Source organism: Rhodopseudomonas palustris HaA2, from assembly GCF_000013365.1.
GTDB lineage: Bacteria > Pseudomonadota > Alphaproteobacteria > Rhizobiales > Xanthobacteraceae > Rhodopseudomonas > Rhodopseudomonas palustris_J.
In genome coordinates this window covers 440,428-460,477 of record NC_007778.1, presented here as the reverse complement: position 1 = coordinate 460,477, position 20,050 = coordinate 440,428, and the positions used below count along the sequence as shown (strand labels likewise).

21 protein-coding genes are annotated in these 20,050 nt (G+C 66.9%); 7 read left to right on the top strand and 14 right to left on the bottom strand.

The window, feature by feature from the left end; translation table 11 throughout:
* Nucleotides 1-34: 34 nt before the first annotated feature.
* The 4 genes from RPB_RS02105 (at nt 35) to RPB_RS02090 (ending at nt 5,361) form a co-directional block, all read left to right on the top strand.
* Nucleotides 35-1,573 carry a YifB family Mg chelatase-like AAA ATPase gene (locus RPB_RS02105; protein WP_011439316.1) on the top strand — a complete coding sequence of 513 codons (1,539 nt, stop codon included), beginning with the start codon at nt 35-37 and terminating at the stop codon, nt 1,571-1,573.
* A 121-nt stretch (nt 1,574-1,694) separates the two neighbouring features.
* Nucleotides 1,695-2,180, top strand: coding sequence for a hypothetical protein (locus tag RPB_RS02100; protein ID WP_011439315.1), 486 nt, complete (start codon nt 1,695-1,697; stop codon nt 2,178-2,180).
* 111 nt (nt 2,181-2,291) lie between these two features.
* Entirely contained in the window at nt 2,292-4,241 is a 1,950-nt protein-coding gene (locus tag RPB_RS02095; RefSeq protein WP_011439314.1) for an ATP-binding protein, read from the top strand.
* A 160-nt stretch (nt 4,242-4,401) separates the two neighbouring features.
* Nucleotides 4,402-5,361: a GNAT family N-acetyltransferase gene (locus RPB_RS02090; protein WP_049824646.1), complete on the top strand. Its 960-nt coding sequence runs from the start codon at nt 4,402-4,404 to the stop codon at nt 5,359-5,361.
* 125 nt (nt 5,362-5,486) lie between these two features.
* Here RPB_RS02090 and coaA read toward each other — a convergent pair whose 3' ends face one another.
* The 7 genes from coaA to hisB form a co-directional block, all read right to left on the bottom strand.
* Complete coding sequence (gene coaA / locus RPB_RS02085; protein WP_011439312.1) at nt 5,487-6,443, bottom strand: type I pantothenate kinase; 957 nt, start codon at nt 6,441-6,443, stop codon at nt 5,487-5,489.
* Between the two features lie 115 nt (nt 6,444-6,558).
* Entirely contained in the window at nt 6,559-6,882 is a 324-nt protein-coding gene (locus RPB_RS02080) for a phosphoribosyl-ATP diphosphatase (RefSeq protein WP_011439311.1), read from the bottom strand.
* Between the two features lie 55 nt (nt 6,883-6,937).
* A complete protein-coding gene (hisF, locus tag RPB_RS02075; RefSeq protein ID WP_011439310.1) occupies nt 6,938-7,705 on the bottom strand; it encodes an imidazole glycerol phosphate synthase subunit HisF in 768 nt (255 codons plus the stop codon).
* Between the two features lie 9 nt (nt 7,706-7,714).
* Nucleotides 7,715-8,452, bottom strand: a complete 738-nt coding sequence (gene hisA / locus RPB_RS02070) for a 1-(5-phosphoribosyl)-5-[(5-phosphoribosylamino)methylideneamino]imidazole-4-carboxamide isomerase (protein WP_011439309.1) — start codon at nt 8,450-8,452, stop codon at nt 7,715-7,717.
* Between the two features lie 157 nt (nt 8,453-8,609).
* Nucleotides 8,610-9,260: an imidazole glycerol phosphate synthase subunit HisH gene (gene hisH, locus RPB_RS02065; protein ID WP_011439308.1), complete on the bottom strand. Its 651-nt coding sequence runs from the start codon at nt 9,258-9,260 to the stop codon at nt 8,610-8,612.
* Nucleotides 9,257-9,775 (bottom strand): DUF2628 domain-containing protein, encoded by a 519-nt coding sequence (locus tag RPB_RS02060; protein ID WP_011439307.1) that lies wholly within the window; start codon nt 9,773-9,775, stop codon nt 9,257-9,259. The genes hisH and RPB_RS02060 overlap by 4 nt, the downstream gene beginning before the upstream one ends.
* A gap of 28 nt (nt 9,776-9,803) precedes the next feature.
* Complete coding sequence (gene hisB / locus RPB_RS02055) at nt 9,804-10,397, bottom strand: imidazoleglycerol-phosphate dehydratase HisB (protein ID WP_011439306.1); 594 nt, start codon at nt 10,395-10,397, stop codon at nt 9,804-9,806.
* Between the two features lie 192 nt (nt 10,398-10,589).
* Between hisB and hslV the strand changes: the two genes are divergently transcribed.
* Complete coding sequence (gene hslV, locus RPB_RS02050) at nt 10,590-11,159, top strand: ATP-dependent protease subunit HslV (protein ID WP_049824645.1); 570 nt, start codon at nt 10,590-10,592, stop codon at nt 11,157-11,159.
* Nucleotides 11,160-11,312: 153 nt separating this feature from the next.
* On the top strand, nt 11,313-12,614 hold the full coding sequence (hslU, locus tag RPB_RS02045; RefSeq protein ID WP_011439304.1) for an ATP-dependent protease ATPase subunit HslU: 1,302 nt from the start codon (nt 11,313-11,315) through the stop codon (nt 12,612-12,614).
* A gap of 325 nt (nt 12,615-12,939) precedes the next feature.
* Here the strand turns inward: hslU and RPB_RS02040 are convergent, their stop codons facing one another.
* Genes RPB_RS02040 through RPB_RS02030 form a run of 3 tightly spaced genes read right to left on the bottom strand, consistent with a single transcriptional unit; the run spans nt 12,940 to nt 15,804 of the window.
* On the bottom strand, nt 12,940-13,533 hold the full coding sequence (locus tag RPB_RS02040; RefSeq protein ID WP_011439303.1) for a Smr/MutS family protein: 594 nt from the start codon (nt 13,531-13,533) through the stop codon (nt 12,940-12,942).
* Nucleotides 13,534-13,538: 5 nt separating this feature from the next.
* The gene (locus RPB_RS02035) at nt 13,539-15,059 is read right to left on the bottom strand and encodes an MltA domain-containing protein (protein WP_011439302.1); all 1,521 of its coding nucleotides are present in this window, start codon (nt 15,057-15,059) and stop codon (nt 13,539-13,541) included.
* A gap of 37 nt (nt 15,060-15,096) precedes the next feature.
* Nucleotides 15,097-15,804: a Tim44/TimA family putative adaptor protein gene (locus tag RPB_RS02030; protein WP_011439301.1), complete on the bottom strand. Its 708-nt coding sequence runs from the start codon at nt 15,802-15,804 to the stop codon at nt 15,097-15,099.
* 460 nt (nt 15,805-16,264) lie between these two features.
* Here RPB_RS02030 and secB point away from each other — a divergent pair, with 460 nt between their 5' ends.
* Complete coding sequence (gene secB, locus RPB_RS02025; RefSeq protein ID WP_011439300.1) at nt 16,265-16,741, top strand: protein-export chaperone SecB; 477 nt, start codon at nt 16,265-16,267, stop codon at nt 16,739-16,741.
* 136 nt (nt 16,742-16,877) lie between these two features.
* Here secB and dnaQ read toward each other — a convergent pair whose 3' ends face one another.
* The 4 genes from dnaQ to RPB_RS02005 are packed head-to-tail and all read right to left on the bottom strand — an operon-like array spanning nt 16,878 to nt 19,679.
* Entirely contained in the window at nt 16,878-17,573 is a 696-nt protein-coding gene (dnaQ, locus tag RPB_RS02020; RefSeq protein ID WP_011439299.1) for a DNA polymerase III subunit epsilon, read from the bottom strand.
* Nucleotides 17,574-17,604: 31 nt separating this feature from the next.
* Complete coding sequence (gene coaE / locus RPB_RS02015) at nt 17,605-18,204, bottom strand: dephospho-CoA kinase (RefSeq protein ID WP_011439298.1); 600 nt, start codon at nt 18,202-18,204, stop codon at nt 17,605-17,607.
* A gap of 30 nt (nt 18,205-18,234) precedes the next feature.
* Nucleotides 18,235-18,843, bottom strand: a complete 609-nt coding sequence (locus tag RPB_RS02010; protein ID WP_011439297.1) for a Maf family protein — start codon at nt 18,841-18,843, stop codon at nt 18,235-18,237.
* A complete protein-coding gene (locus tag RPB_RS02005) occupies nt 18,840-19,679 on the bottom strand; it encodes a pyruvate, water dikinase regulatory protein (RefSeq protein WP_011439296.1) in 840 nt (279 codons plus the stop codon). The genes RPB_RS02010 and RPB_RS02005 overlap by 4 nt, the downstream gene beginning before the upstream one ends.
* Nucleotides 19,680-20,050 lie beyond the last annotated feature (371 nt).

Sequence of the window (20,050 nt, the reverse complement as noted above, 5' to 3'; positions counted from 1 at the left end):
AACCGCGTTAACCTTCGGATCGCAGGGGGACGTCATGGTTCAGCACGTGTCCACGGTGGCTTTCGAAGGCATCGACGCGCGCGCGGTCGATGTCCAGGTCCAGGTCTCGCCCGGGCTGCCGGCCTTCGCCGTCGTCGGCCTCGCCGACAAGGCGGTGTCGGAAGCCCGCGAGCGGGTTCGCTCGGCGCTGATCGCCTCGGGCCTGGCGCTGCCGGCACGACGCATCACGGTCAATCTCGCGCCCGCCGATCTGCCGAAGGAAGGCAGCCATTACGACCTGCCGATCGCGCTCGGGCTGATGGCGGCGATCGGCGCCATCCCCGGCGACGCGCTGGCGGGATTCACCGTGCTGGGCGAACTCGGCCTCGACGGCTCGATCGCGCCGGTGGCCGGCGTGCTGCCGGCCGCGATCGCCGCCAACGCCCGCGACGAGGGCCTGATCTGCCCGGCGGCCTGCGGCTCCGAGGCGGCCTGGGCGAGCCCCGACATCCAGATCATCGCGGCCCGGTCGCTGATCCAGATCGCCAATCATTTCAAAGGGACGCAGCTTCTCAGCCGGCCGCAGCCGCGGGTCCACGAGGCCGAGAGTTCGACCCTCGACCTGCGCGACATCAAGGGCCAGGAGAGCGCCAAGCGCGCGCTGGAGATCGCCGCCGCAGGCGGTCACCATCTGCTGATGGTGGGGTCGCCCGGCGCGGGCAAGTCGATGCTGGCGGCGCGGCTGCCGTCGATCCTGCCGCCACTGTCCCCGGCCGAATTGCTCGAAGTCTCGATGATCGCCTCGGTCGCCGGCGAGATCCGCGACGGCGCTTTGACGGCGAAGCGCCCGTTCCGCGCGCCACACCATTCCGCCAGCATGGCGGCGCTGACCGGCGGAGGCATCAAGGCGCGACCCGGTGAGATTTCGCTGGCGCATCAGGGCGTGCTGTTCCTGGACGAACTCCCCGAATTCGATCCCCGCGTTCTGGATTCGTTGCGGGCGCCGCTCGAAACCGGCGAAGTCGCGGTGTCGCGTGCCAACCATCGCGTCACCTACCCGGCCCGGGTCATGTTGGTCGCGGCGATGAACCCGTGCCGCTGCGGCCGCGCCTACGAACCGGGCTATGCCTGCAAGCGCGGGCGGGTCGAGCGCTGCAGTGCGGACTATCAATCCCGCATTTCCGGGCCACTGCTGGATCGGATCGACCTGCGGATCGAGGTGCCCGCGGTCACCGCCGCCGATCTGATCCTGCCGCCTGCGGCGGAAGGCTCCGCCGAAGTGGCGGCGCGGGTTGCCGCCGCGCGCGACGTGCAGCGGCAACGCTATGCCGCGATCGGGCTACCGCAATTCCGCACCAATGCCGAGGCGCCGGCCGCCGCGCTGGAAGCCACCGCCCAGCCGGATTCCGCCGGGCTGAAGCTGCTGCGCGACGCGGCCGAGACCATGCGGCTGTCGGCGCGCGGCTATCATCGCGTCCTCCGCGTCGCCCGCACCCTCGCCGACCTCGACGGCGCCGACAAGATCGGCCGGCTGCATCTGGCCGAAGCGCTGTCCTATCGCGCGCTGGGAGAGGACGTCAGACGCGCCGCCTGAACCACGCCGCATCATCATGGTGAATCACCCGTCCATCTCGTCAACCTGACGGTAACGAGTTCCGTTTACCATCTGCGAACCATAGCCCTGCGTATCGGGGCTGGCGTTGCGGGTGGATGTGATGTTGCGTATCCGAGTTCTGGCCTCCGCCGTTCCGCTCCTCGTCGTGGGTTTGCTTGCCCGCGGCGAGCTGATCGCCGGCCCGCCGCCCTGCATTGCCGTGGGCGATCGGTCGGTGCAGATCGCACCCGCGCTGGGGCGCGCCCAAATCCATGTCGGCTTCACCGATGATCCGGCGCGTGCCACGGTGCGGGTCCAGATCGTCGACAGTCCCGATGCCGCCGATTTCGCCGTCACCGACGACGTCGTCACCGACGAACCCGGCGGCTGCGTGTCGGCGCCCGAATCGAGATTGGTGGCGATCACCACCAATCCGGCGGCGACCGATGCGGTGATCTACCTCACCCACGACGACGATGGCAGGATCGACTACCGGATCTTCGTGCGGGCCAACAGCTTCACCGCGCGCGAGGCGGCCGCACTTCTGGTCGCCTCCTCCAGCCGCCACGCACCGATCGCCACCGCCTCGATCGGCAGCCGGTCTTAAGGTTCGGTCAACCCTGTCGGCAGAGCGCATCGCAACCATCGCGCGCTTCAAGCTGTTTGCAATGTCGAGTGCCGATGCTGGCGACTCCGGCATGGTCGATCGGATTGGCGAATGAAGCGGTGGTTGCGATTCAGATCGAGACGGCGCGCGTTCGCCGGACGGTTTCCGCGGCTTGTGTTCGCGCTGCGCTGGAGCATGATCTTTCTGGCGGCGTTCGGTGGCGCCTATGGGTTCATCATCGGCAGCCGCGCCGAATCCTCCGGCTACAACCCGCATACTTTCGCGATCGGTGCGAGCTTCCTGTTCGCGCTCGCCTGCCTCGGCCTCGCCGTCCAGAGCATACGACTGCGCTGGTTGCGCCGGCGCCTACAGGCGTTGGAGCGGCACAACGAGACGCTGGCGGACCGCAACTGGGAGCTGAGGGATGCCGAGGAACGCGCGCGCGTCCTCCACCAAGCTCGCGACGAAGCGGACGCGCCACGCCGCGACGAAGACGCAACGCGGCGGAAATCGCGGCTGCTGGCGATGGCGTCACACGAGATCCGCACGCCGCTGAACGGCATCATCGGCATGAGCGGCCTGCTGCTCGACACCGCGCTGACGCCCGAGCAGGCGACCTACGCCCGCGCGGTGAAGACTTCGGGCGACGCGCTGGCGACGCTGATCGACGAGCTGCTCGACTATTCCCGGATCGAGGCCGGCAGGTTCGAACTCGACAGCCGGCCGTTCGCGCTGACCGCCCTGATCGAGGACATCGTCGAGCTGCTGGCGCCGCGGGCGCAGGCGGGCGCGCTGGAGATCGCGGCGGATATCGATGACCGGGTACCGTCGCGGGTGATCGGCGACGCGGCGCGCTTGCGCCAGGTGCTGCTCAATCTCGCCGGCAACGCCATCAAGTTCACGTCCGTCGGCGGCGTCGTGCTGATCGTCCAGCCGGGCGAGCGCGACGGCGAGATCAGCTTCGCGGTGCGCGACACCGGCATCGGCATCGCCCGTGAGGCGCAGACGCGGATCTTCGGCGAATTCGAACAGGCCGACGACGGCATCGCCCGCAGCTTCGGTGGCACCGGGCTGGGGCTGAGTATCAGCCAGCGGATCGTCGAGCGGATGGGCGGTCGGATCGCACTCGACAGCCAGCCGGGACGAGGCTCCACCTTCACGGCCTCGATCCCGCTCACAGCGGCGGACGATTCCGGCGCCTCCCCCATTGTCCAGCCGCCCGACCTCACCGGTCAGTCGATCATGATCGCGGCGCCGCAGACCATCGAGGCGACGCTGGTCGCCCAGCGGCTGCAGCGCTGGGGCGCGCACGTGCTGGCGTTGTCCGAACTCTCCGCCGCGCGCACGGCGCTGCCCGAACGCGCCTGGTCGGCCATCCTGATCGATGCCGGCTTCGGCGCCGATGCGGCCGAGGCGCTGGCGCGGAGTGCCCGACCGCATGCGGCGCAACGCGTCGTCATGCTGACGCCTGCCGCTCGCTCCGAACTATTGCCGGATCTGCCACCTGCATTCACCGGCTATCTCGTCAAGCCGCTGCGGGCGGCCTCGCTGTCGGCGCGGCTGGCAGGGTCGTTGATCGACACCGTCGCGCCGGGGATCGCGGACGGCGATCCGCCGGAGACCGCGGCAACGGATGCGACGGCGCCAGGCGGCCGGCGGCTCTCCGTGCTGGTCGCAGAAGACAACGAGATCAACGCGCTGCTGATCCGCTCGCTGCTGGCTCGGCTCGGTCATCGCGTGGCTGTCGCCGGCGATGGCGAGCAGGCGCTGCAAAGCTGGCGCGCGGCCGCGGCCGACGGCGCGCCCTTCGATCTGGTGCTGATGGACGTGCAGATGCCGACCAGCGACGGCATCGCCGCCAGCCGGCAGATCCGCGCGCAGGAGGCCGTCGGCGACGGACGCCGCACGCCGATTCTGGCGCTAACGGCGAATGCGCTCGCAGAAGATCGTGAGGCCTGCTTCGCGGCGGGTATGGACGGCTTTCTGGTCAAGCCGCTCGATCGCGACAAGCTGATGACGGCGCTCGACCGGGTCGCGGCGGCGAGGCCGATGGTCGCGTAGTTGTGGCATGCCGTTACCGGGTTTCGACCCGGACTACAAACTTCGAGCCGCTGTCACGCGGCGGCAATCATCGTGTCACATCGCTGTTGAAACGTCGTGATTGGTGATGCGCACAGGCCGCGCACCACCCGATTCGGTTGCATGCGGTCGCGAGGATCCCATGCAGACCGACCATCTCGCCCGCTCGAAGAAATTCATCAAACTGCTTCGCCCCGACATGGCCGGCGCCGCGGCGCAGACCGCGATCACCTGGCTCAAGCCGGCGCTGAAGATCGCCGATCACGGCAAGCCGATCGCGCAACCGGCGCTGACTCCGGCGACGCTGGGCCGGCTCGGCCCGCTGGAAGTGCGGCTGGCGCAGAAGAAGCAGGACATCAAGCGCGCGCAGAAACTCCGCTACCGCGTGTTCTACAAGGACGGCACCGCGATCGCCGACGCCGCCACGCTGCTGGCGCGCCGCGACAAGGACGCGTTCGACCGGATTTGCGACCATCTTCTGGTGCTCGATCACGCCGCCAAGCCGTCGCTCAGCGGCAAGCAGCCGGTGGTCGGCACCTATCGCCTGCTGCGGCAGGAGATCGCCAATCGCCACGGCGGCTTCTACACCGAAAACGAGTTCGACATCGGCGGCATGATCGCGCGGCATCCCCGGCTGCGCTTCCTCGAGCTCGGCCGCTCCTGCGTGCTGCCGCCCTACCGCAACAAACGCACCGTCGAATTGTTGTGGCACGGCATCTGGAGCTATGTCCGCCAGCACGGCGTCGACGTCATGATCGGCTGCGCCTCCTTCGACGGCACCGATCCGGCGCGGCTCGCGCTGCCGCTGTCGTTCCTGCATCATTACGCATCGGCGCCGGAGCCGTGGCGCGCCCGCGCGCATCCGTCGCGCTATGTCGAGATGAACCGGATGCCGAAGGAAGCGGTCAACCAGAAGGCCGCGCTGCGCGAGCTGCCGCCGCTGATCAAGGGCTATCTGCGGCTCGGCGCCACGATCGGCGAGGGCGCAGTGATCGACCATCAGTTCGGCACCACCGACGTGCTGATCATCATGCCGGTGTCGGCGATCAGCAGCCGCTACATCGAGCATTTCGGCGTGGATGCGACGCGGCACGCGGCGTAAGCTCACGAAATGCGTCATTGCCGGGCCCGACCCGGCAATCCATCGTCTTCGCAGGAATCCTTGAACGGCGCGGTTCGCGCGCGATCGATCCGCGGGTCAAGCCCGCGGATGACAGGCCGCGGAGATCACAGCCGCCGCAGCGCCACCGAATCCACGACGTGGTCGGCGCCCTTCTTCAGGATCAGTGTCGCCCGCGGCCGGGTCGGCAGGATGTTGTCCTCGAGATTGGCCAGGTTCGTCCGTTCCCAGATCGCGATCGCGGTCGCGGTCGCCTCTTCGTCGGACAGCGGCGCGTAGCGGTGGAAGTAGGATCGCGGATCGTGAAACGCGGTGTCACGCAGCGCCAGGAAGCGCCGGATGTACCAATCGCGCAGCACCGGTTCGTCGGCGTCGATATACACCGAGAAATCGAAGAAGTCGGACACCACCGGCACCGCCTTGCCGTCGCGCGGCAGCCGGCCGGTTTGCAGCACGTTGACGCCTTCGACGATCAGGATGTCGGGCCGGTCCACCACCGCGAATTTGTTCGGCACGATGTCGTAGGTCAGATGCGAATAGATCGGCGCGCGGACCTTGCGGCGGCCTGACTTGATATCACTGAGAAACGCCAGCAGTGCCGGCAGGTCGTAGCTTTCCGGAAAGCCCTTCTTCTGCATCAGCCCGGCGCGCTCCAGCACCGCGTTGGGATGCAGGAAGCCGTCGGTGGTGATCAGATCGACCTTGGGCCGCGGCGACCAGCGCGCCAAGAGCGCCTGCAGCACGCGCGCAGTGGTCGATTTGCCGACCGCGACCGAACCGGCGACGCCGATGATGTAAGGCATCTTGCGCTCGACCACGCCGAGGAAGCGGCGCTGCGCGTAGTAAAGCTGCTGCATCGCGCCGACATGGATCGACAGCAGCCGCGACATCGGCAGATAGATCTCCTCGACCTCGCTGAGGTCGAGCCGGTCGTGCAGCGAGCGCAGCGTCGAAACCTCGCCCGCGTCGAGCGTCATCGGCGTGTCCTGGCGAAGATTGGCCCATTCCGACCGCGAGAACACCCGATACGGGTTGTAGTGGTGCAGTTCCGACCTGGCATCCATCGCGTCGTCCTCGCTTCGTTTCTGGTTCTTGTTGCTTTTGCGGCCGTTGCGGCCGGTAGGAATTTCTCGGACGCGTTTCCAAGACGCGAACCGTTTTCGGTCCGCGCAAAAACGCCTAGTCGCGCTTGCGCGCCGCCTTCTCCTCCAGCCCCGACATTGCGGTGCGCTGCCCCAGCGCCGCCTCGACCTCGTCGAGCGTCACGCCACGCGCCTTCAACAGCACCAGCATATGGAACATCACGTCGGCGGCTTCGGCAATCAGGTGGTCGCGATCGTTCTCGACCGTCGCGATCACCAGCTCGACCGCCTCCTCGCCGAACTTCTTGGCGCAGTGCTGCGCGCCCTTGTCGAGCAGCTTTTTGGTGTAGGACGCCTCGCCGCCCGAGGCCGCGCGGGCCTCGATGGTGGCTTCGAGATCGTGAAGGGTGAAACGGGCCATACGCCTACTCTGCCGGTTTTGCCGGTGCGAGACTACCGCCTCCGCCGGCCCGAATCTAGGGATCGAGCCGCATCGGCAGCCCGCAGCGAACCATATGATCCTTGGCCTGACGAATGGTGTACTCGCCGAAATGGAAGATCGACGCCGCCAGAACCGCCGTGGCGTGGCCGTCGCGGATGCCGTCGACCAGATGATCGAGATTGCCGACACCGCCCGAGGCGATCACCGGGACCTGGATGCTGTCGGCGATCGCGCGGGTCAGCGGCAGATCGAACCCCGATCGCGTACCGTCGCGATCCATCGAGGTCAGCAGGATCTCGCCGGCGCCGAGCGACACTACTTCCTGCGCGAATTCGATGGCGTCGATGCCGGTGCCCTTGCGGCCGCCATGGGTGAAGATCTCCCAACGATCGCGGCCCGGTACGCGCTTGGCGTCGATCGCCACCACGATGCACTGGTCGCCGAATTTCTCCGCCGCTTCCTTGACGAACTCGCGGCGCGCCACCGCGGCGGAATTGATCGAGACCTTGTCGGCGCCGGAGCGCAGCAGCGTCTTGATGTCGTCGACGGTGCGGACACCGCCGCCGACCGTCACCGGCATGAAGCAGGCTTCCGCCGTGCGTCGCACCACGTCGAGCATGATGCCGCGGTTCTCATGGGTCGCGGTGATATCGAGGAAGCACAATTCGTCGGCGCCGGCGGCGTCATAAGCGATCGCAGCTTCCACCGGATCACCGGCGTCGCGCAGATCGACGAAGTTGACGCCCTTGACGACGCGGCCGTCCTTGACGTCGAGGCAGGGAATGACGCGGACCTTGAACATCGCTCGTCCTCAAGCCGCTCTGGCGGCGCCGATCAGCGCCAGCGCTTCCGCCGGGTCGAGCCGGCCGTCATACAGCGCACGGCCGGCGATCGCGCCTTCCAGTTTGTGAGCGCGCGGGCTCAGCATCGCCTTCACATCCTCGATCGAGGCGAGCCCCCCGGAGGCGATTACCGGAATACTGATGGCCTCGGCGAGCGCGATCGTCGCATCCCAGTTGATGCCCTTGAGCAGGCCGTCGCGGGCAATGTCGGTGAAGATGATCGCGGCGACGCCGGCGTCTTCGAAGCGTTGCGCAATTTCCAGCGCGGTGACCTGCGAGCTCTCCGCCCAGCCTTCGACCGCAACCTTGCCGTCGCGGGCATCTAGGCCGACCGCGACGCGGCCGGGGAACGACTTCGCAGCTTGCTTCACCAGCGCCGGATCCCGCACCGCCGCGGTGCCGATGATGACGCGGGCGATGCCTTTGGACAGCCAGGCCTCGACTGTCGCGAGGTCGCGGATGCCGCCGCCGAGCTGGACCGGCATCGACACGACTTTCAGCATCGATTCCACGGCCTGTGCGTTCATCGGCTTGCCGGCGAAGGCGCCGTCGAGATCGACCACATGGAGATACTGAAAACCCTGCGCCGCAAAGCTCTTCGCCTGCGCGGTCGGATCGAGGTTGAACACGGTGGCGCGCGCCATGTCGCCCTGTTCGAGCCGCACGCACTGGCCGTTCTTGAGATCGATCGCGGGGAAGAGAATCATGAATGGCAACCTGTTCCAGCGTTATCCTGAGGTGCGCGCCGCGCAAGCGGTGCGCCTCGAAGGATGCTGATCCGGTGTGCGCGGCCACCCTTCGAGGCCGTCGCTTCGCGACGGCACCTCAGGGTGACGGCTGTGTCCGGATGAAAGCGAAAGCCCATCACGGCTTCCACTTCAGAAAATTCGAGATCAGCGCCAGCCCGAAACGCTGGCTTTTCTCGGGGTGAAACTGGGTTCCCAGCATGGTGTCGCGGCCCACCACCGCGGTGACCGGGCCGCCGTAGTCGGCGCGGGCCAGCACGTCGGCTTCGCTGGTAGCGGCCAGATGAAACGAATGCACGAAGTACGCATGCAAGCCCTTCGGCCCGAGCGGCAGCCGCTCCAGCACCGGGTGCTCGCGCAACACGTCGAGCGTGTTCCAGCCCATATGCGGGATCTTCAGATCCTCCTGGTTCGGCGCGATCCTGACGACGTCGCCGGGAATCCAGCCGAGCCCGTCGGTGGTGACGTGCTCCTTGCCGCGGGTCGCCATCAGCTGCATGCCGACGCAGATGCCGAAGAACGGCCGCGCCTTGACCCGCACCGTCTCGTTCAACGCCTCGACCATGCCGTCGATCGCGTCGAGCCCCTTGCGGCAATCGGCGAAAGCGCCGACGCCCGGCAGCACCACGCGATCGGAGCGAAACACCTGCTCCGGATCGCGGGTGACGATGATCTTTTCGGGGACTTCCATGCTCCGCGCCGCACGCTCGAACGCCTTCGCGGCCGAGTGCAGATTGCCCGAGCCGTAATCGACGATGGCCACGCTCATCGCGACGATCCAGGGCGCGGGAACGAGCCGACGATGTCGCCATAGATCGACGACGACGGCATCGGGACGCTACGGGTCGGCGGCGGCGCGCCGCGGTCGAGCGGAAGAGAGAAGCTGACGGCCGTCGGCTGCCGGCTGGTCCAGCGGTCGAAGAAGCGACGCTCGGCGCTGGGCATATCGTCACCGATCACGACGTCGAGCTGGCGCCAGCCGCGCCGCCTCAACGTCCAGCGCCACAGGCTGGCGGCTTCGAGACCGAGCAGCAGCGCCATCAGCAGCATCACCGCGAAGCGCGGACCGGCGCCGACCCGCAGCGTCGCCAGCGCGACCGTCATCGCCACAACCACTACCAGATAGCCGAGCAGCGCCAGCCAGAGCCGGCGCGTCAGCAGCCACAGCGGCCCGAACACGAAGGCCCAAACATAGAACCCGTCGCGCACGAATACGAAACGGTCCGGTTTGGCGCTACGCTCGTCGTCGACCGGCGGCGGCGCGTGAACTGTGTAGACCGGCATTTTGCCTTCTCCGCCGATGGACGGCGCCCTAGCCGCCGAGCTGACCCTTGGTCGAGGGCACTTCGCCCGCCGCCTGCGGATCGATCGCCACCGCCGCGCGCAGCGCCCGCGCCAGACCCTTGAAGCAGGATTCCGCGATATGATGGCTGTTCTCGCCATATAGGGTTTCGACGTGCAGAGTCACGCCCGCATTCATGGCGAAAGCCTGGAACCACTCGCGCACCAGCTCGGTGTCGAATTCGCCGATCTTGTCACGCGGAAACTCCGCCTTGAACACCAGGAACGGCCGGCCCGAAACGTCGATCACCACCCGGGTCAGCGTCTCGTCCATCGGCATCAGCATGCTGGCATAGCGGATGATGCCCGCCATATTGCCGAGCGCCTGCCTGACCGCCTGGCCGAGCGCGATTCCGACGTCCTCGGTGGTGTGGTGGAAATCGACATGCAGGTCGCCCACAGCCTTCACCGTGATGTCGATCCGGGAGTGCTTGGCCAGCAGATCGAGCATATGGTCGAAGAAGCCGATCCCGGTCGCCGCATTGGACACGCCGGCGCCATCGAGGTTGACGGTCACCTCGATGTCGGTTTCCTTGGTTTTGCGCTTGATCGTGGCCGTGCGCATGAAGCGGGCTCTCCGGTAAAAAACGCCGTCCTTGTAACAGGCTGGTGACGCCTTCGCTACTGCGGGGGCTGCGGCCGCGCCCCGATCTTCGTCCTATGGTGACCGGATTTTGCGCTTGCAGCGCGGCCGAGCGCCCGCCGGTTTGCAAGCCGGCCGCACAGTGCCTAGATCAGCCCTCGCGAAAGGGGTCCTATGACGATGTATTCGGCTGCGGGTGAAAGCTCGCCTCAGATTTGGCACGGCACCACCATCCTGACCGTCCGTAAGGGCGGCAAGGTGGTGATCGGCGGCGACGGCCAGGTTTCGATCGGCCAGACCGTGATCAAGGCCAACGCCAAGAAGGTCCGCAAGCTCGGCAAGGGAGACGTGATCGGCGGCTTCGCCGGCGCCACCGCCGACGCTTTCACGCTGTTCGAGCGGCTCGAAGCCAAGCTCGAGCAATATCCCGGGCAGCTCACCCGCGCCGCGGTCGAGCTCGCCAAGGACTGGCGCACCGACCGCTATCTGCGCCGGCTGGAGGCGATGATGATCGTCGCCGACAAGGACGTCTCGCTGGTGCTGACCGGCACGGGCGACGTGCTGGAGCCGGAATACGGCGTGATGGCGATCGGCTCCGGCGGCAATTACGCGCTGGCGGCGGCGCGCGCGCTCGCCGACACCGACCAGGACGCCGAAACCATCGTTCGCAAGGCGCTCGATATCGCCGCCGACATCTGCGTCTACACCAATCGCAATTTGACCCTTGAGACGCTGACCGCGTGACCGGTTCTTCCCCTCTCCCCTTGTGGGAGAGGGTGCCCGAGCGAAGCGAGGGCGGGTGAGGGGCAGCCTCTCCGTCTCGCGACACCCCTCACCCGGCACGGACTTCGTCCGCGCCACCCTCTCCCACAAGGGGAGAGGGAAAGAAGTAGAATCATGACCGACTTCTCACCCCGCGAAATCGTTTCCGAACTCGACCGCTTCATCGTCGGCCAGGCCGACGCCAAGCGCGCGGTCGCCATCGCGCTGCGCAACCGCTGGCGGCGGCTGCAGCTCGAAGGCGCGCTGCGCGAAGAAGTGCTGCCGAAGAACATCCTGATGATCGGGCCGACCGGCGTCGGCAAGACCGAGATCGCGCGCCGGCTGGCCAAGCTCGCCAACGCACCGTTCCTCAAAGTCGAGGCCACCAAATTCACCGAGGTCGGCTATGTCGGCCGCGACGTCGAGCAGATCATCCGCGATCTGGTCGAAGTGGCGATCGCGCAGGTGCGCGAGAAGAAGCGCAAGGACGTCCAGGCCCGCGCCCAGATCGCCGCCGAGGAACGCGTGCTCGATGCGCTGGTCGGCCCGGGATCGAGCCCGGCGACGCGGGACTCGTTTCGCCGCAAGCTGCGGACCGGCGAGCTCAACGACAAGGAAATCGAAATCGAGACCCAGGCCGGCGGCGGCTCGCCGATGTTCGAAATTCCGGGCATGCCGGGCGGCCAGATCGGCGCGATTTCGATCGGCGACATCTTCGGCAAGATGGGTGGCCGCACCAAGACGCGCAGGCTCACCGTCGTCGATTCGCACGACATCCTCGTCAACGAGGAAGCCGACAAGCTGCTCGACAATGACCAGCTGGTGCAGGAAGCCATCAACGCCGTCGAGAACAACGGCATCGTGTTTCTCGACGAGATCGACAAGATCTGCGTGCGCGACGGCCGCAGCGGCGGCGAGGTCTCGCGCGAGGGCGTGCAGCGCGATCTGCTGCCGCTGATCGAAGGCACCACGGTCGCCACCAAGCACGGCGCGGTGAAGACCGATCACATCCTGTTCATCGCCTCCGGCGCGTTCCACATCGCCAAGCCGTCCGACCTGCTGCCGGAGCTGCAGGGCCGGCTGCCGATCCGGGTCGAGCTCAACGCACTCTCCCGCGACGACATGCGCCGGATTCTGACCGAGCCGGAAGCCTCGCTGATCAAGCAATATGTGGCGCTGCTGCAGACCGAAGGCGTGACGCTGGAATTCGGCGACGACGCCATCGACGCGCTCGCCGACGTCGCGGTCGCGGTCAACTCCACCGTCGAGAACATCGGCGCGCGGCGGCTGCAGACGGTGATGGAGCGCGTGCTCGACGACATCTCCTTCGGCGCGCCGGACCGAGGCGGCGAGACCATCCGGATCGACGCCGACTACGTCCAGAAGAACGTCGGCGATCTGGCGAAGAACACGGATTTGAGCCGGTTCATCTTGTAGTTGAGCGTCGGGCGTTCCTCTGCTCCCACGAACGCCACCACAAACACACACGTCATGCGCGGGCTTGACCCGCGCATCCATCGCTTTTCGCAAGACGATGGATTGCCGGGTCAAGCCCGGCAATGACGGGAGTGGTCGAAGTGGTGCAATGCGCCACAACTGACAAAGGTTTAGCGACGGCCGTTCTCCACCCTCTCCCGTCATCGCCCGGCTCGACCGGGCGACCCAGTATTGCAGGGCTTCTGCGGCTAGTAACAACCGCTCTGGGATACTGGGTCACCCGCTTTCGCGGGTGATGACGATCCGTAGTGCTGGTTCGGGCGGATTAACCGCGCGCCCGGCGCACCCGCACATACAGCGCGCCTTCGCCGCCGTGGCCGATCGCGGCTTCGTCGAAGCCGACGACGTAAGCGCGGAATTCCGGCAGGCTCAGCCAGAGCGGCACCTGGCGGCGCAGCACGCCGCGTTCGGGATCACCGCCGAGCCTCGCGCCCTTGCCGGTGATCACCAGCACGAAACTCAGCCCATCATGGCTGGCGCTTTGCAGAAAGCGCAACAGCGCGTGATGCGCGCGTGCCTGGGTCATGCCGTGCAGATCGATCCGGGCGTCGATGTCCTTGCGGCCGCGCGATAGATGCGAGCGCTCGCGCCGGCCGAGCGAGGCCAGCGGCGGCGGGCTCATCGGCGTCGCCAGCTTGACCGGGCGCTTGATCGGCTGCTGCGTTGCCGGCGGCGGCGGTTTCGCGACGGGCGTATCCGACGGAGCCGCCGGCAGTTCGATCCGGGTCAGTCGCGGGCGGCCGCGCAGCGGCTTGACCTGCTTGGCGACGCTGTCCCACAGCACGCGCTCGTCCTCGCTCAGGCTGCGCTTGCGGCGCGGGGCTGCGGGTGGATCGAGCGGTGGGGCGACGCGCTTCATCGTCGTCAGCGATGGCGTCGGTGATGACGATGCCGGTGAGGCCGGCGGTGCGTTCGCTTCGGTGAAGCGGCCGGCGCTGCATCGGGCCGCGCCTGTGGCGTCGGAACCGCCTGCGCCGAACCTTCCAACGGAGAAGCCGGCTTGGTGGCGGGCGTCGCCGTCGGCTTGGCGGCATCCGCTTCGACCGGCTTGTCTTTCGCGACCGGCGTCGGCGGAAACTGCTTGGCGATCCTGGCCGATGGCCGCGGTTCGGGCAGCGGCATGGTGCGGCCGCGCGCGACCGGATCGAGGCTGTTGGGCAGCAGCATCACGAAGCGGATCGGATGCCGCATCCGCCCAGCCACCGCGCCCGCCTCCGCGCCGGCGCCGAAATACAGATCCGCCCGCGCCGGGCCGATGATCGCCGAGCCGGTGTCCTGCGCGATCATCAACCGTCGGAACGGCGTCTTCGCCTCGGGAGCCTCGACCGGCAGTTCGCCGGTGATGAAGAACGGCGTGCCGTAGACGTGCAATCCCTTGTCGACCGCGATCGAGCGACCCGGCGTCAGCGGCACGCCCTGCGCGCCGACCGCCTCGTCGTCGTCTTTCAGCCTGACCTCGCGGAAGAACACGAAGGAGCGGTTGGCCCGCCGCAATTCCTTGGCGCCGTCCGGATTGGCGTCCATCCATTCGCGGATGCGCTGCATCGACATCTGCTCTTTCGGGATGATGCCGCGATCGATCAGGATGCGGCCGACCGGCGTATAGGGATAGCCGTTGTGGGCGTCGTAATTGATGCGCACGAAGCTGCCGTCCTCGAGCCTGACCCGGGCCGAGCCCTGAATCTGCGAGAACAAGAGATCGGTCTGGCTTTTCAGCCAGCAGATTTCCAGCCCGCGACCGGCGATGGCGCCGTCCTCGATCTCGGCGCGATCATAATACGGCACCAGCTTCCGCCGGCCGATCTTACGATACACCGGCCCGCCATTGGGCAGGCCGGCGCCCTGCGAATAGCCGCGCACGAACAGGTTGGACGGCCGCCGATACACCGGCACATTGTAGACGTCGGTCTGCACACGCGATCCGTCGACGATCGGCTCGTAATAGCCGGTGACGAAGCCTGCGTCCTCGCCGACCCGTGAGATCTGCAGCGGCAGGAAATGGCGTTCGAAGAAGCGGCGGGCCTGAGCGGCGTCGGAGATCTCGGCGACACGCGCCGCGCGGCACGGCGCGACCAACGACGACCCGAGCGCCTTGGTATCCGGCATCGGCTTGCGCCGGGCCAGAACCGGCCGGCAGCTGGCCTGAAACGTCTTGAAGGCGGCGAGCTGATCGTCGGAATCCCAGCCGGGGACCTGGTCCCAGCTCACGGGGGCATACTGCCCGCCGGGGATTTCGATCGGCCCGGCCGGCAGCCGATGCCGCTTGTGTGCGGCGGCGTGGTGGGGCTTGGCGTGATGGCCAGAGGAATGATGGCCAGAGGAGTGGTGGTGGCGCGGCCCGGCTTCGACGGCAGCCGGCGCGAACAGCAAGGCGGCGGCAAGCACGCCGCGCGCCCAGGCAGAGCGCGTTGCGCCCCGCGCGCTAGAGCTCGTTTCCGGTGCCAACCAGCTTCCAGTTCGGATCGCGCGAGCTGATATCGCGGGCGAAGGTCCAAACGTCGGTGATATCGGCGACCTTGTCGGGGCTGCCATCGACGACAGCGCCGGCCTTGTCGCGGGTGACCGAGATCATCTGCGACACGAACTTCACGGTGAGCTGGGCGACGTGGTCGCGCACTTCGGCGCCGAGCAGTTCGGCCTTCTCGATCGCGACGAAGCGTGTCTCGGTCTTCAGTTCGTTCTTCTCGCGATCCTTGATCGCCGCCTCGAAGCTCTCATAGACTTCGCTCGACAGCAGGTCCTTCAGCGCGCGGCGGTCGCCATTGGCGAACGCCATCACGATCATCTCGTAAGCGCCCTTGGCGCCCGAGAGGAAATGGTTGGCGTCGAACGACGAATCCTGGGTGAACACCGCATTGAGGCCGTGCTCCAGCGGCGAATCCGGCTCGGCGATGCCCTTCCAGCGATCCGACGGCGGAACGACGTCGGCGCTCGGAGCAATCGGGGACTGGTCGATCACCGAGCCCGGCATCGACACGACATTGGTGTCCTGCTTGCCCGGGATCATGTCCCGCGCCGCGGCGCGGTCGAACGGCGGACGCTCGCTGCCGGTCCGCTGCCCCAAGACGTTGCGCAGACGCAGGAAGATGAACACCGCAAGCGCAAGGAAGATGATGGTGTAGATATCCACGTCGCTTCACTTTCTCATCGGCGCCGGCCTGAAAGGTGCGGTCTGCACCCGCGGCTCGACGGCCCAGAATCACGATGCGGGCCGGCCCTCACATGTAGTGAGGAACCTGTCCCAGCCAATGGCGCGTTTTGGCACAGCCAACCCGGTTGGCAAGCCCCGTCGCGCCGCGGCCGGGCGTTGATGATCCGAATGTAGGCCGTTCGGCGCAACGGGGAAACCGGATCATTGTAAGAAAGTTCATTCCGCCAGCGATTTGGGCAAGATGCGGGTCCGCCCCGGGGGGCGGCGCCGCCCGCGGAATTCGCGGCGACCGCCCGGAGCGCGCAGGCTGCTGCTTCGGTCCACCTTGTGGATGGCCGCGGGCCTATGATAGCCACTCGCCGATACAATCACCCGCCCCTCGCGCGAAGGCCGCCGCATCACCGGCCGGAGCTTCCCGCACGCTTCAGGAGAGATTTCGATGACCAACGGAAACGGCACGCCTCCGGAAGCCGCCGCTCCGCCGCAGCTCAACGTGCTGGCGCAGTACACCAAGGATCTGTCGTTCGAGAACCCGAACGCCCCGGCGTCGCTGGCCCCGCAGCAGAGCCAGCCGGCGATCAACATCCAGATCAATGTCGGCGCCAACAACCTCGCCGAGAACGAGTTCGAGGTGACGCTGTCGATCGAGGGCAAGGCCGAATCCGGCAGCACCGTGCTGTTCAGCTTCGAGCTCGCCTATGCGGGCGTGTTCCGGATCGTCAACGTGCCGCAGGAGAATCTGCACCCGCTGATCATGATCGAATGCCCCCGGCTGCTGTTCCCGTTCGCCCGCGAGATCATCGCCAGCGCGGTCCGCGACGGCGGCTTCCCGCCGCTGATGCTCGACCCGGTCGACTTCGTCGGCCTGTACCGCCAGAACCTCGAGCGCGCCCAGCAGCAGGGCCAGCCGAGCTGATTCTCGGCTCGAACTGAGATCTGAAACGTCGTGATGGCCAGGCTTGTCCCGGCCATTGACGTTTTCAGGGTGGATGCATCGAGACGGGAATGCCCGGGACAAGCCCAGGCGTGTGGGCCGTGGGGATCCGCGCCGCTCAGGCGGCGGCCGTGTATTCGTTCCAGATCGCCTTGTCGCCCATCAGGGCGATGAAAGCGCGGTGGGCCTCGAGGTCCGCATCGGTGACGCGAGGCGTCAGCGCGATCGAACGCTGCCGGCGCGGCGTGTCGCCGCCGGCGCCGCTGCGCTCCGACGGAACTTCCGCCAGAATCAGTTGCGACTGCCGCGCGCCGATCAGATCGATATAGACTTCGGCCAGCAGCTCGGCGTCGAGCAGCGCGCCGTGCTTGGTGCGGCGCGAATTGTCGATCGCATAGCGCGAGCACAGATCGTCGAGCCGGTTCGACACGCCGGGATGCTTGCGCCGCGCCAGCAGCAGCGTATCGACCAGCCGCTCGCGCGGGATCGCCGCCCGCGACAGCCGCGCCAGTTCGGCGTTGATGAAGCCGATGTCGAACGAAGCGTTGTGGATCACCAGCGGCGCATCGCCGATGAAGTCGATGAACGCGTCGGCGACCTGCGCAAAGACCGGCTTGTCGGCCAGAAACTCGCTGGACAGCCCGTGCACCGCGAAGGCCTCGGCCGGCATGTCGCGCTCGGGATTGATGTATTGGTGATAGACCTGCCCGGTTGGCATCCGGTTGTAGATTTCGACACAGCCGATCTCGACCAGCCGGTCGCCGCGCAGCGGATCGAGGCCGGTGGTTTCGGTATCGAGAACGATTTCGCGCATTGCAGAAGGGCCGCCGGTTGTCGCCGGCGAATCACGGCCGCCGGCGAGGCATCCTAGCAGCCGCGTCGAGGATTTCGCGGATCTGCGCGCGCACCGGATCGAGTCCGTGCGAGGTATCCACCACGAAATCCGCGCGCCGGCGCTTTTCGGCGTCGGGCATCTGCCGCGCCAGGATGGCGTCGAGCTTTTCGGGAGTCATGTTCTCACGCGCCAGGATTCGCTCGCGCTGCACCTCGGGCGAGGTGGTGACGACGACGACCGCATCGACCCGCTTCTCGCCGCCGGTTTCGAACAGCAGCGGCACATCGACCACCGCGACCGGTGCGCCGGAGGCCTCGGCGTCGTCGAGGAAGTTCTGGTGATGGCTGCGCAGCATCGGATGCACGATTTGCTCCAGCCGCTTCATCGCATCGGAATCATGCACGACCTTCTCCGACAACAGCGCGCGGTCGACCTTGCCGTCGACCGTGGTGCCTGGAAACGCCGCTTCGATCGCCGGCACCGCTTCGCCTTCGTAGATCTGATGCACGGTGGCGTCGGCGTCGTAGACCGGCACCCCGGCCTCCCCGAACAGCTTCGCGGTGGTGGATTTCCCCATTCCGATCGACCCGGTGAGCCCGAGTACCAGCATTCCGCCCCTCCGCTTTTTGGCCGGCTCTCGTCAGAACGCCAGCAGTTTCTGGCTACGCAGAAAGCCGAGCAAGGGCAACAGCGGCAGGCCCAGAATGGTGAAATGGTCGCCGTGGATGCCGTCGAACAGATGCACGCCGAGACCCTCGACCTGATAGCCGCCGACGCTCGATGTCGCCTTGTCGCCGGCCAGGTCGAGATAGGCGGCGATCTCCTCATCGTTCAACGGCCGCATCGTCATCCGGGCGATCGACACATCGGCGAACAGCGTGACGCCGTTGCGCACCAGGGCGATCGCGGCATGGAGCTCGTGGCGGCGGCCGGCGAGTTCGCGCAATTGCTTTGCCGCCTCATTGCGGTCGGCCGGCTTGTTGAAGCCGCGCGCACCCAGCGCCAGCGTCTGGTCGGCGCCGAGCACCAGGCGGCCGGGGTGATGATTCGAGACGAACGCGGCCTTCTCCTGCGCCAGCAGCGCGGCGATCTCGCCGGGCGCCGACAGGCCGGAAGCTTTGGCGATGCCGCGCTCGTCGATGTCGGCCGGGATCGCGTCGAACGGAATCCCGGCATTGCTCAACAGCGCCTGCCGGGCGCGGCTCTGCGAGGCCAGCACCAGCGGCCCGGGGCCGAGCCACAGCGTCATTCGGACATCCTCTGGCGTTGCCGATCGGCGAGCAGCTTCATGATCGCGGCCGCGGTCTCCTCGATCGACCGACGGGTGACGTCGAGCAGCGACCAGCCGTATTTGGCGCTGAGCTTGCGCGCCAGCAACACCTCGTCGGTGACGGACTGGCGGTCGATATAGGAATCGTTGCCGGCGCCGGCGCCGAGGCTGAGCAGCCGGTTCTGCCGGACCTGGATCAGCCGTTCGGGCGAGGCGTGCAGGCTGACCACCAGCGGCTTCTTCAGGGTTTCGAGCTGATGCGGAATTGGTATCCCGGCGACCAGCGGCACGTTGGCGGTGCGAATGCCGCGATTGGCGAGATAGATCGAGGTCGGCGTCTTCGAGGTGCGCGATACACCGACCAGCACCACATCGGCCTCTTCGAGGCCTTCGACATGCTGGCCGTCGTCGTGCATCATCGAGTAGTTCAGCGCGTCGATGCGCTTGAAATATTCGGCGTTCAAAGTGTGCTGCGCGCCGACCCGGCCGGTGGTGGAGGCGCCGAGATAGGCCTCGAACAATTGCATCACCGGGCCGATGATCGACAGGCTCGGGCTGTTGATCTCCTGGCACTTGGCTTCGAGCCGGGCAACCAGTTCACCCTCCAGCAGGGTGAACAGCACGATGCCGGGCGATTCCTCGATCTCCTGCAGCACGCGGTCGAGCTGCTTCTGGCTGCGCACCAGCGGGTAGACGTGCTCCACCGCATTGACATTGGCGTATTGCGCCGCGACCGCGCGGGACACCGTGATCAAGGTTTCGCCGGTCGAGTCGGACACCAGATGGAGATGAAAATAGCTGCCGTCGGTCAGCATCATGACCCTGTGTATCCTGTGAACAACGGGGCGAAAGCCGCCGGATGGCGGCCCCGCGGCCGGCACGGGCGGGATAACCCGGTTTTTTCTTCACAGGCCTCGGGTGAGGAAATCGTCACGGGATGGTGTCGAGGTTAGCGGGTGAATGTGGATTTGTCTCTTGATAAAGAGACCGGATCACGGCGCGAGCGCCCGTGTTCAAAGGTCCAAGCCGTTTCAGGCAGACATCGCCCTGGGCTGTGCACATGTGGATGGTGCAAGGACAAGCCGCAGCGTCTGTTGCGCCGGCACAATCCCCCGACACTACGACTCAAACCCTAAGAATCTATAAATATTGTTTAGAGGAGTGGAGCTTGCGGAAAACTCCGTGA

Bases quoted from the DNA above. Each gene is read 5' to 3' on its own strand.
- RPB_RS02105 (WP_011439316.1), top strand. From the start codon at position 35: ATGGTTCAGCACGTGTCCACGGTGGCTTTCGAAGGCATCGACGCGCGC.
- RPB_RS02100 (WP_011439315.1), top strand. From the start codon at position 1,695: ATGTTGCGTATCCGAGTTCTGGCCTCCGCCGTTCCGCTCCTCGTCGTG.
- RPB_RS02095 (WP_011439314.1), top strand. From the start codon at position 2,292: ATGAAGCGGTGGTTGCGATTCAGATCGAGACGGCGCGCGTTCGCCGGA.
- RPB_RS02090 (WP_049824646.1), top strand. From the start codon at position 4,402: ATGCAGACCGACCATCTCGCCCGCTCGAAGAAATTCATCAAACTGCTT.
- coaA (WP_011439312.1), bottom strand. From the start codon at position 6,443: ATGGATGCCAGGTCGGAACTGCACCACTACAACCCGTATCGGGTGTTC.
- RPB_RS02080 (WP_011439311.1), bottom strand. From the start codon at position 6,882: ATGGCCCGTTTCACCCTTCACGATCTCGAAGCCACCATCGAGGCCCGC.
- hisF (WP_011439310.1), bottom strand. From the start codon at position 7,705: ATGTTCAAGGTCCGCGTCATTCCCTGCCTCGACGTCAAGGACGGCCGC.
- hisA (WP_011439309.1), bottom strand. From the start codon at position 8,452: ATGATTCTCTTCCCCGCGATCGATCTCAAGAACGGCCAGTGCGTGCGG.
- hisH (WP_011439308.1), bottom strand. From the start codon at position 9,260: ATGAGCGTGGCCATCGTCGATTACGGCTCGGGCAATCTGCACTCGGCC.
- RPB_RS02060 (WP_011439307.1), bottom strand. From the start codon at position 9,775: ATGCCGGTCTACACAGTTCACGCGCCGCCGCCGGTCGACGACGAGCGT.
- hisB (WP_011439306.1), bottom strand. From the start codon at position 10,397: ATGCGCACGGCCACGATCAAGCGCAAAACCAAGGAAACCGACATCGAG.
- hslV (WP_049824645.1), top strand. From the start codon at position 10,590: ATGACGATGTATTCGGCTGCGGGTGAAAGCTCGCCTCAGATTTGGCAC.
- hslU (WP_011439304.1), top strand. From the start codon at position 11,313: ATGACCGACTTCTCACCCCGCGAAATCGTTTCCGAACTCGACCGCTTC.
- RPB_RS02040 (WP_011439303.1), bottom strand. From the start codon at position 13,533: ATGAAGCGCGTCGCCCCACCGCTCGATCCACCCGCAGCCCCGCGCCGC.
- secB (WP_011439300.1), top strand. From the start codon at position 16,265: ATGACCAACGGAAACGGCACGCCTCCGGAAGCCGCCGCTCCGCCGCAG.
- dnaQ (WP_011439299.1), bottom strand. From the start codon at position 17,573: ATGCGCGAAATCGTTCTCGATACCGAAACCACCGGCCTCGATCCGCTG.
- coaE (WP_011439298.1), bottom strand. From the start codon at position 18,204: ATGCTGGTACTCGGGCTCACCGGGTCGATCGGAATGGGGAAATCCACC.
- RPB_RS02010 (WP_011439297.1), bottom strand. From the start codon at position 18,843: ATGACGCTGTGGCTCGGCCCCGGGCCGCTGGTGCTGGCCTCGCAGAGC.
- RPB_RS02005 (WP_011439296.1), bottom strand. From the start codon at position 19,679: ATGCTGACCGACGGCAGCTATTTTCATCTCCATCTGGTGTCCGACTCG.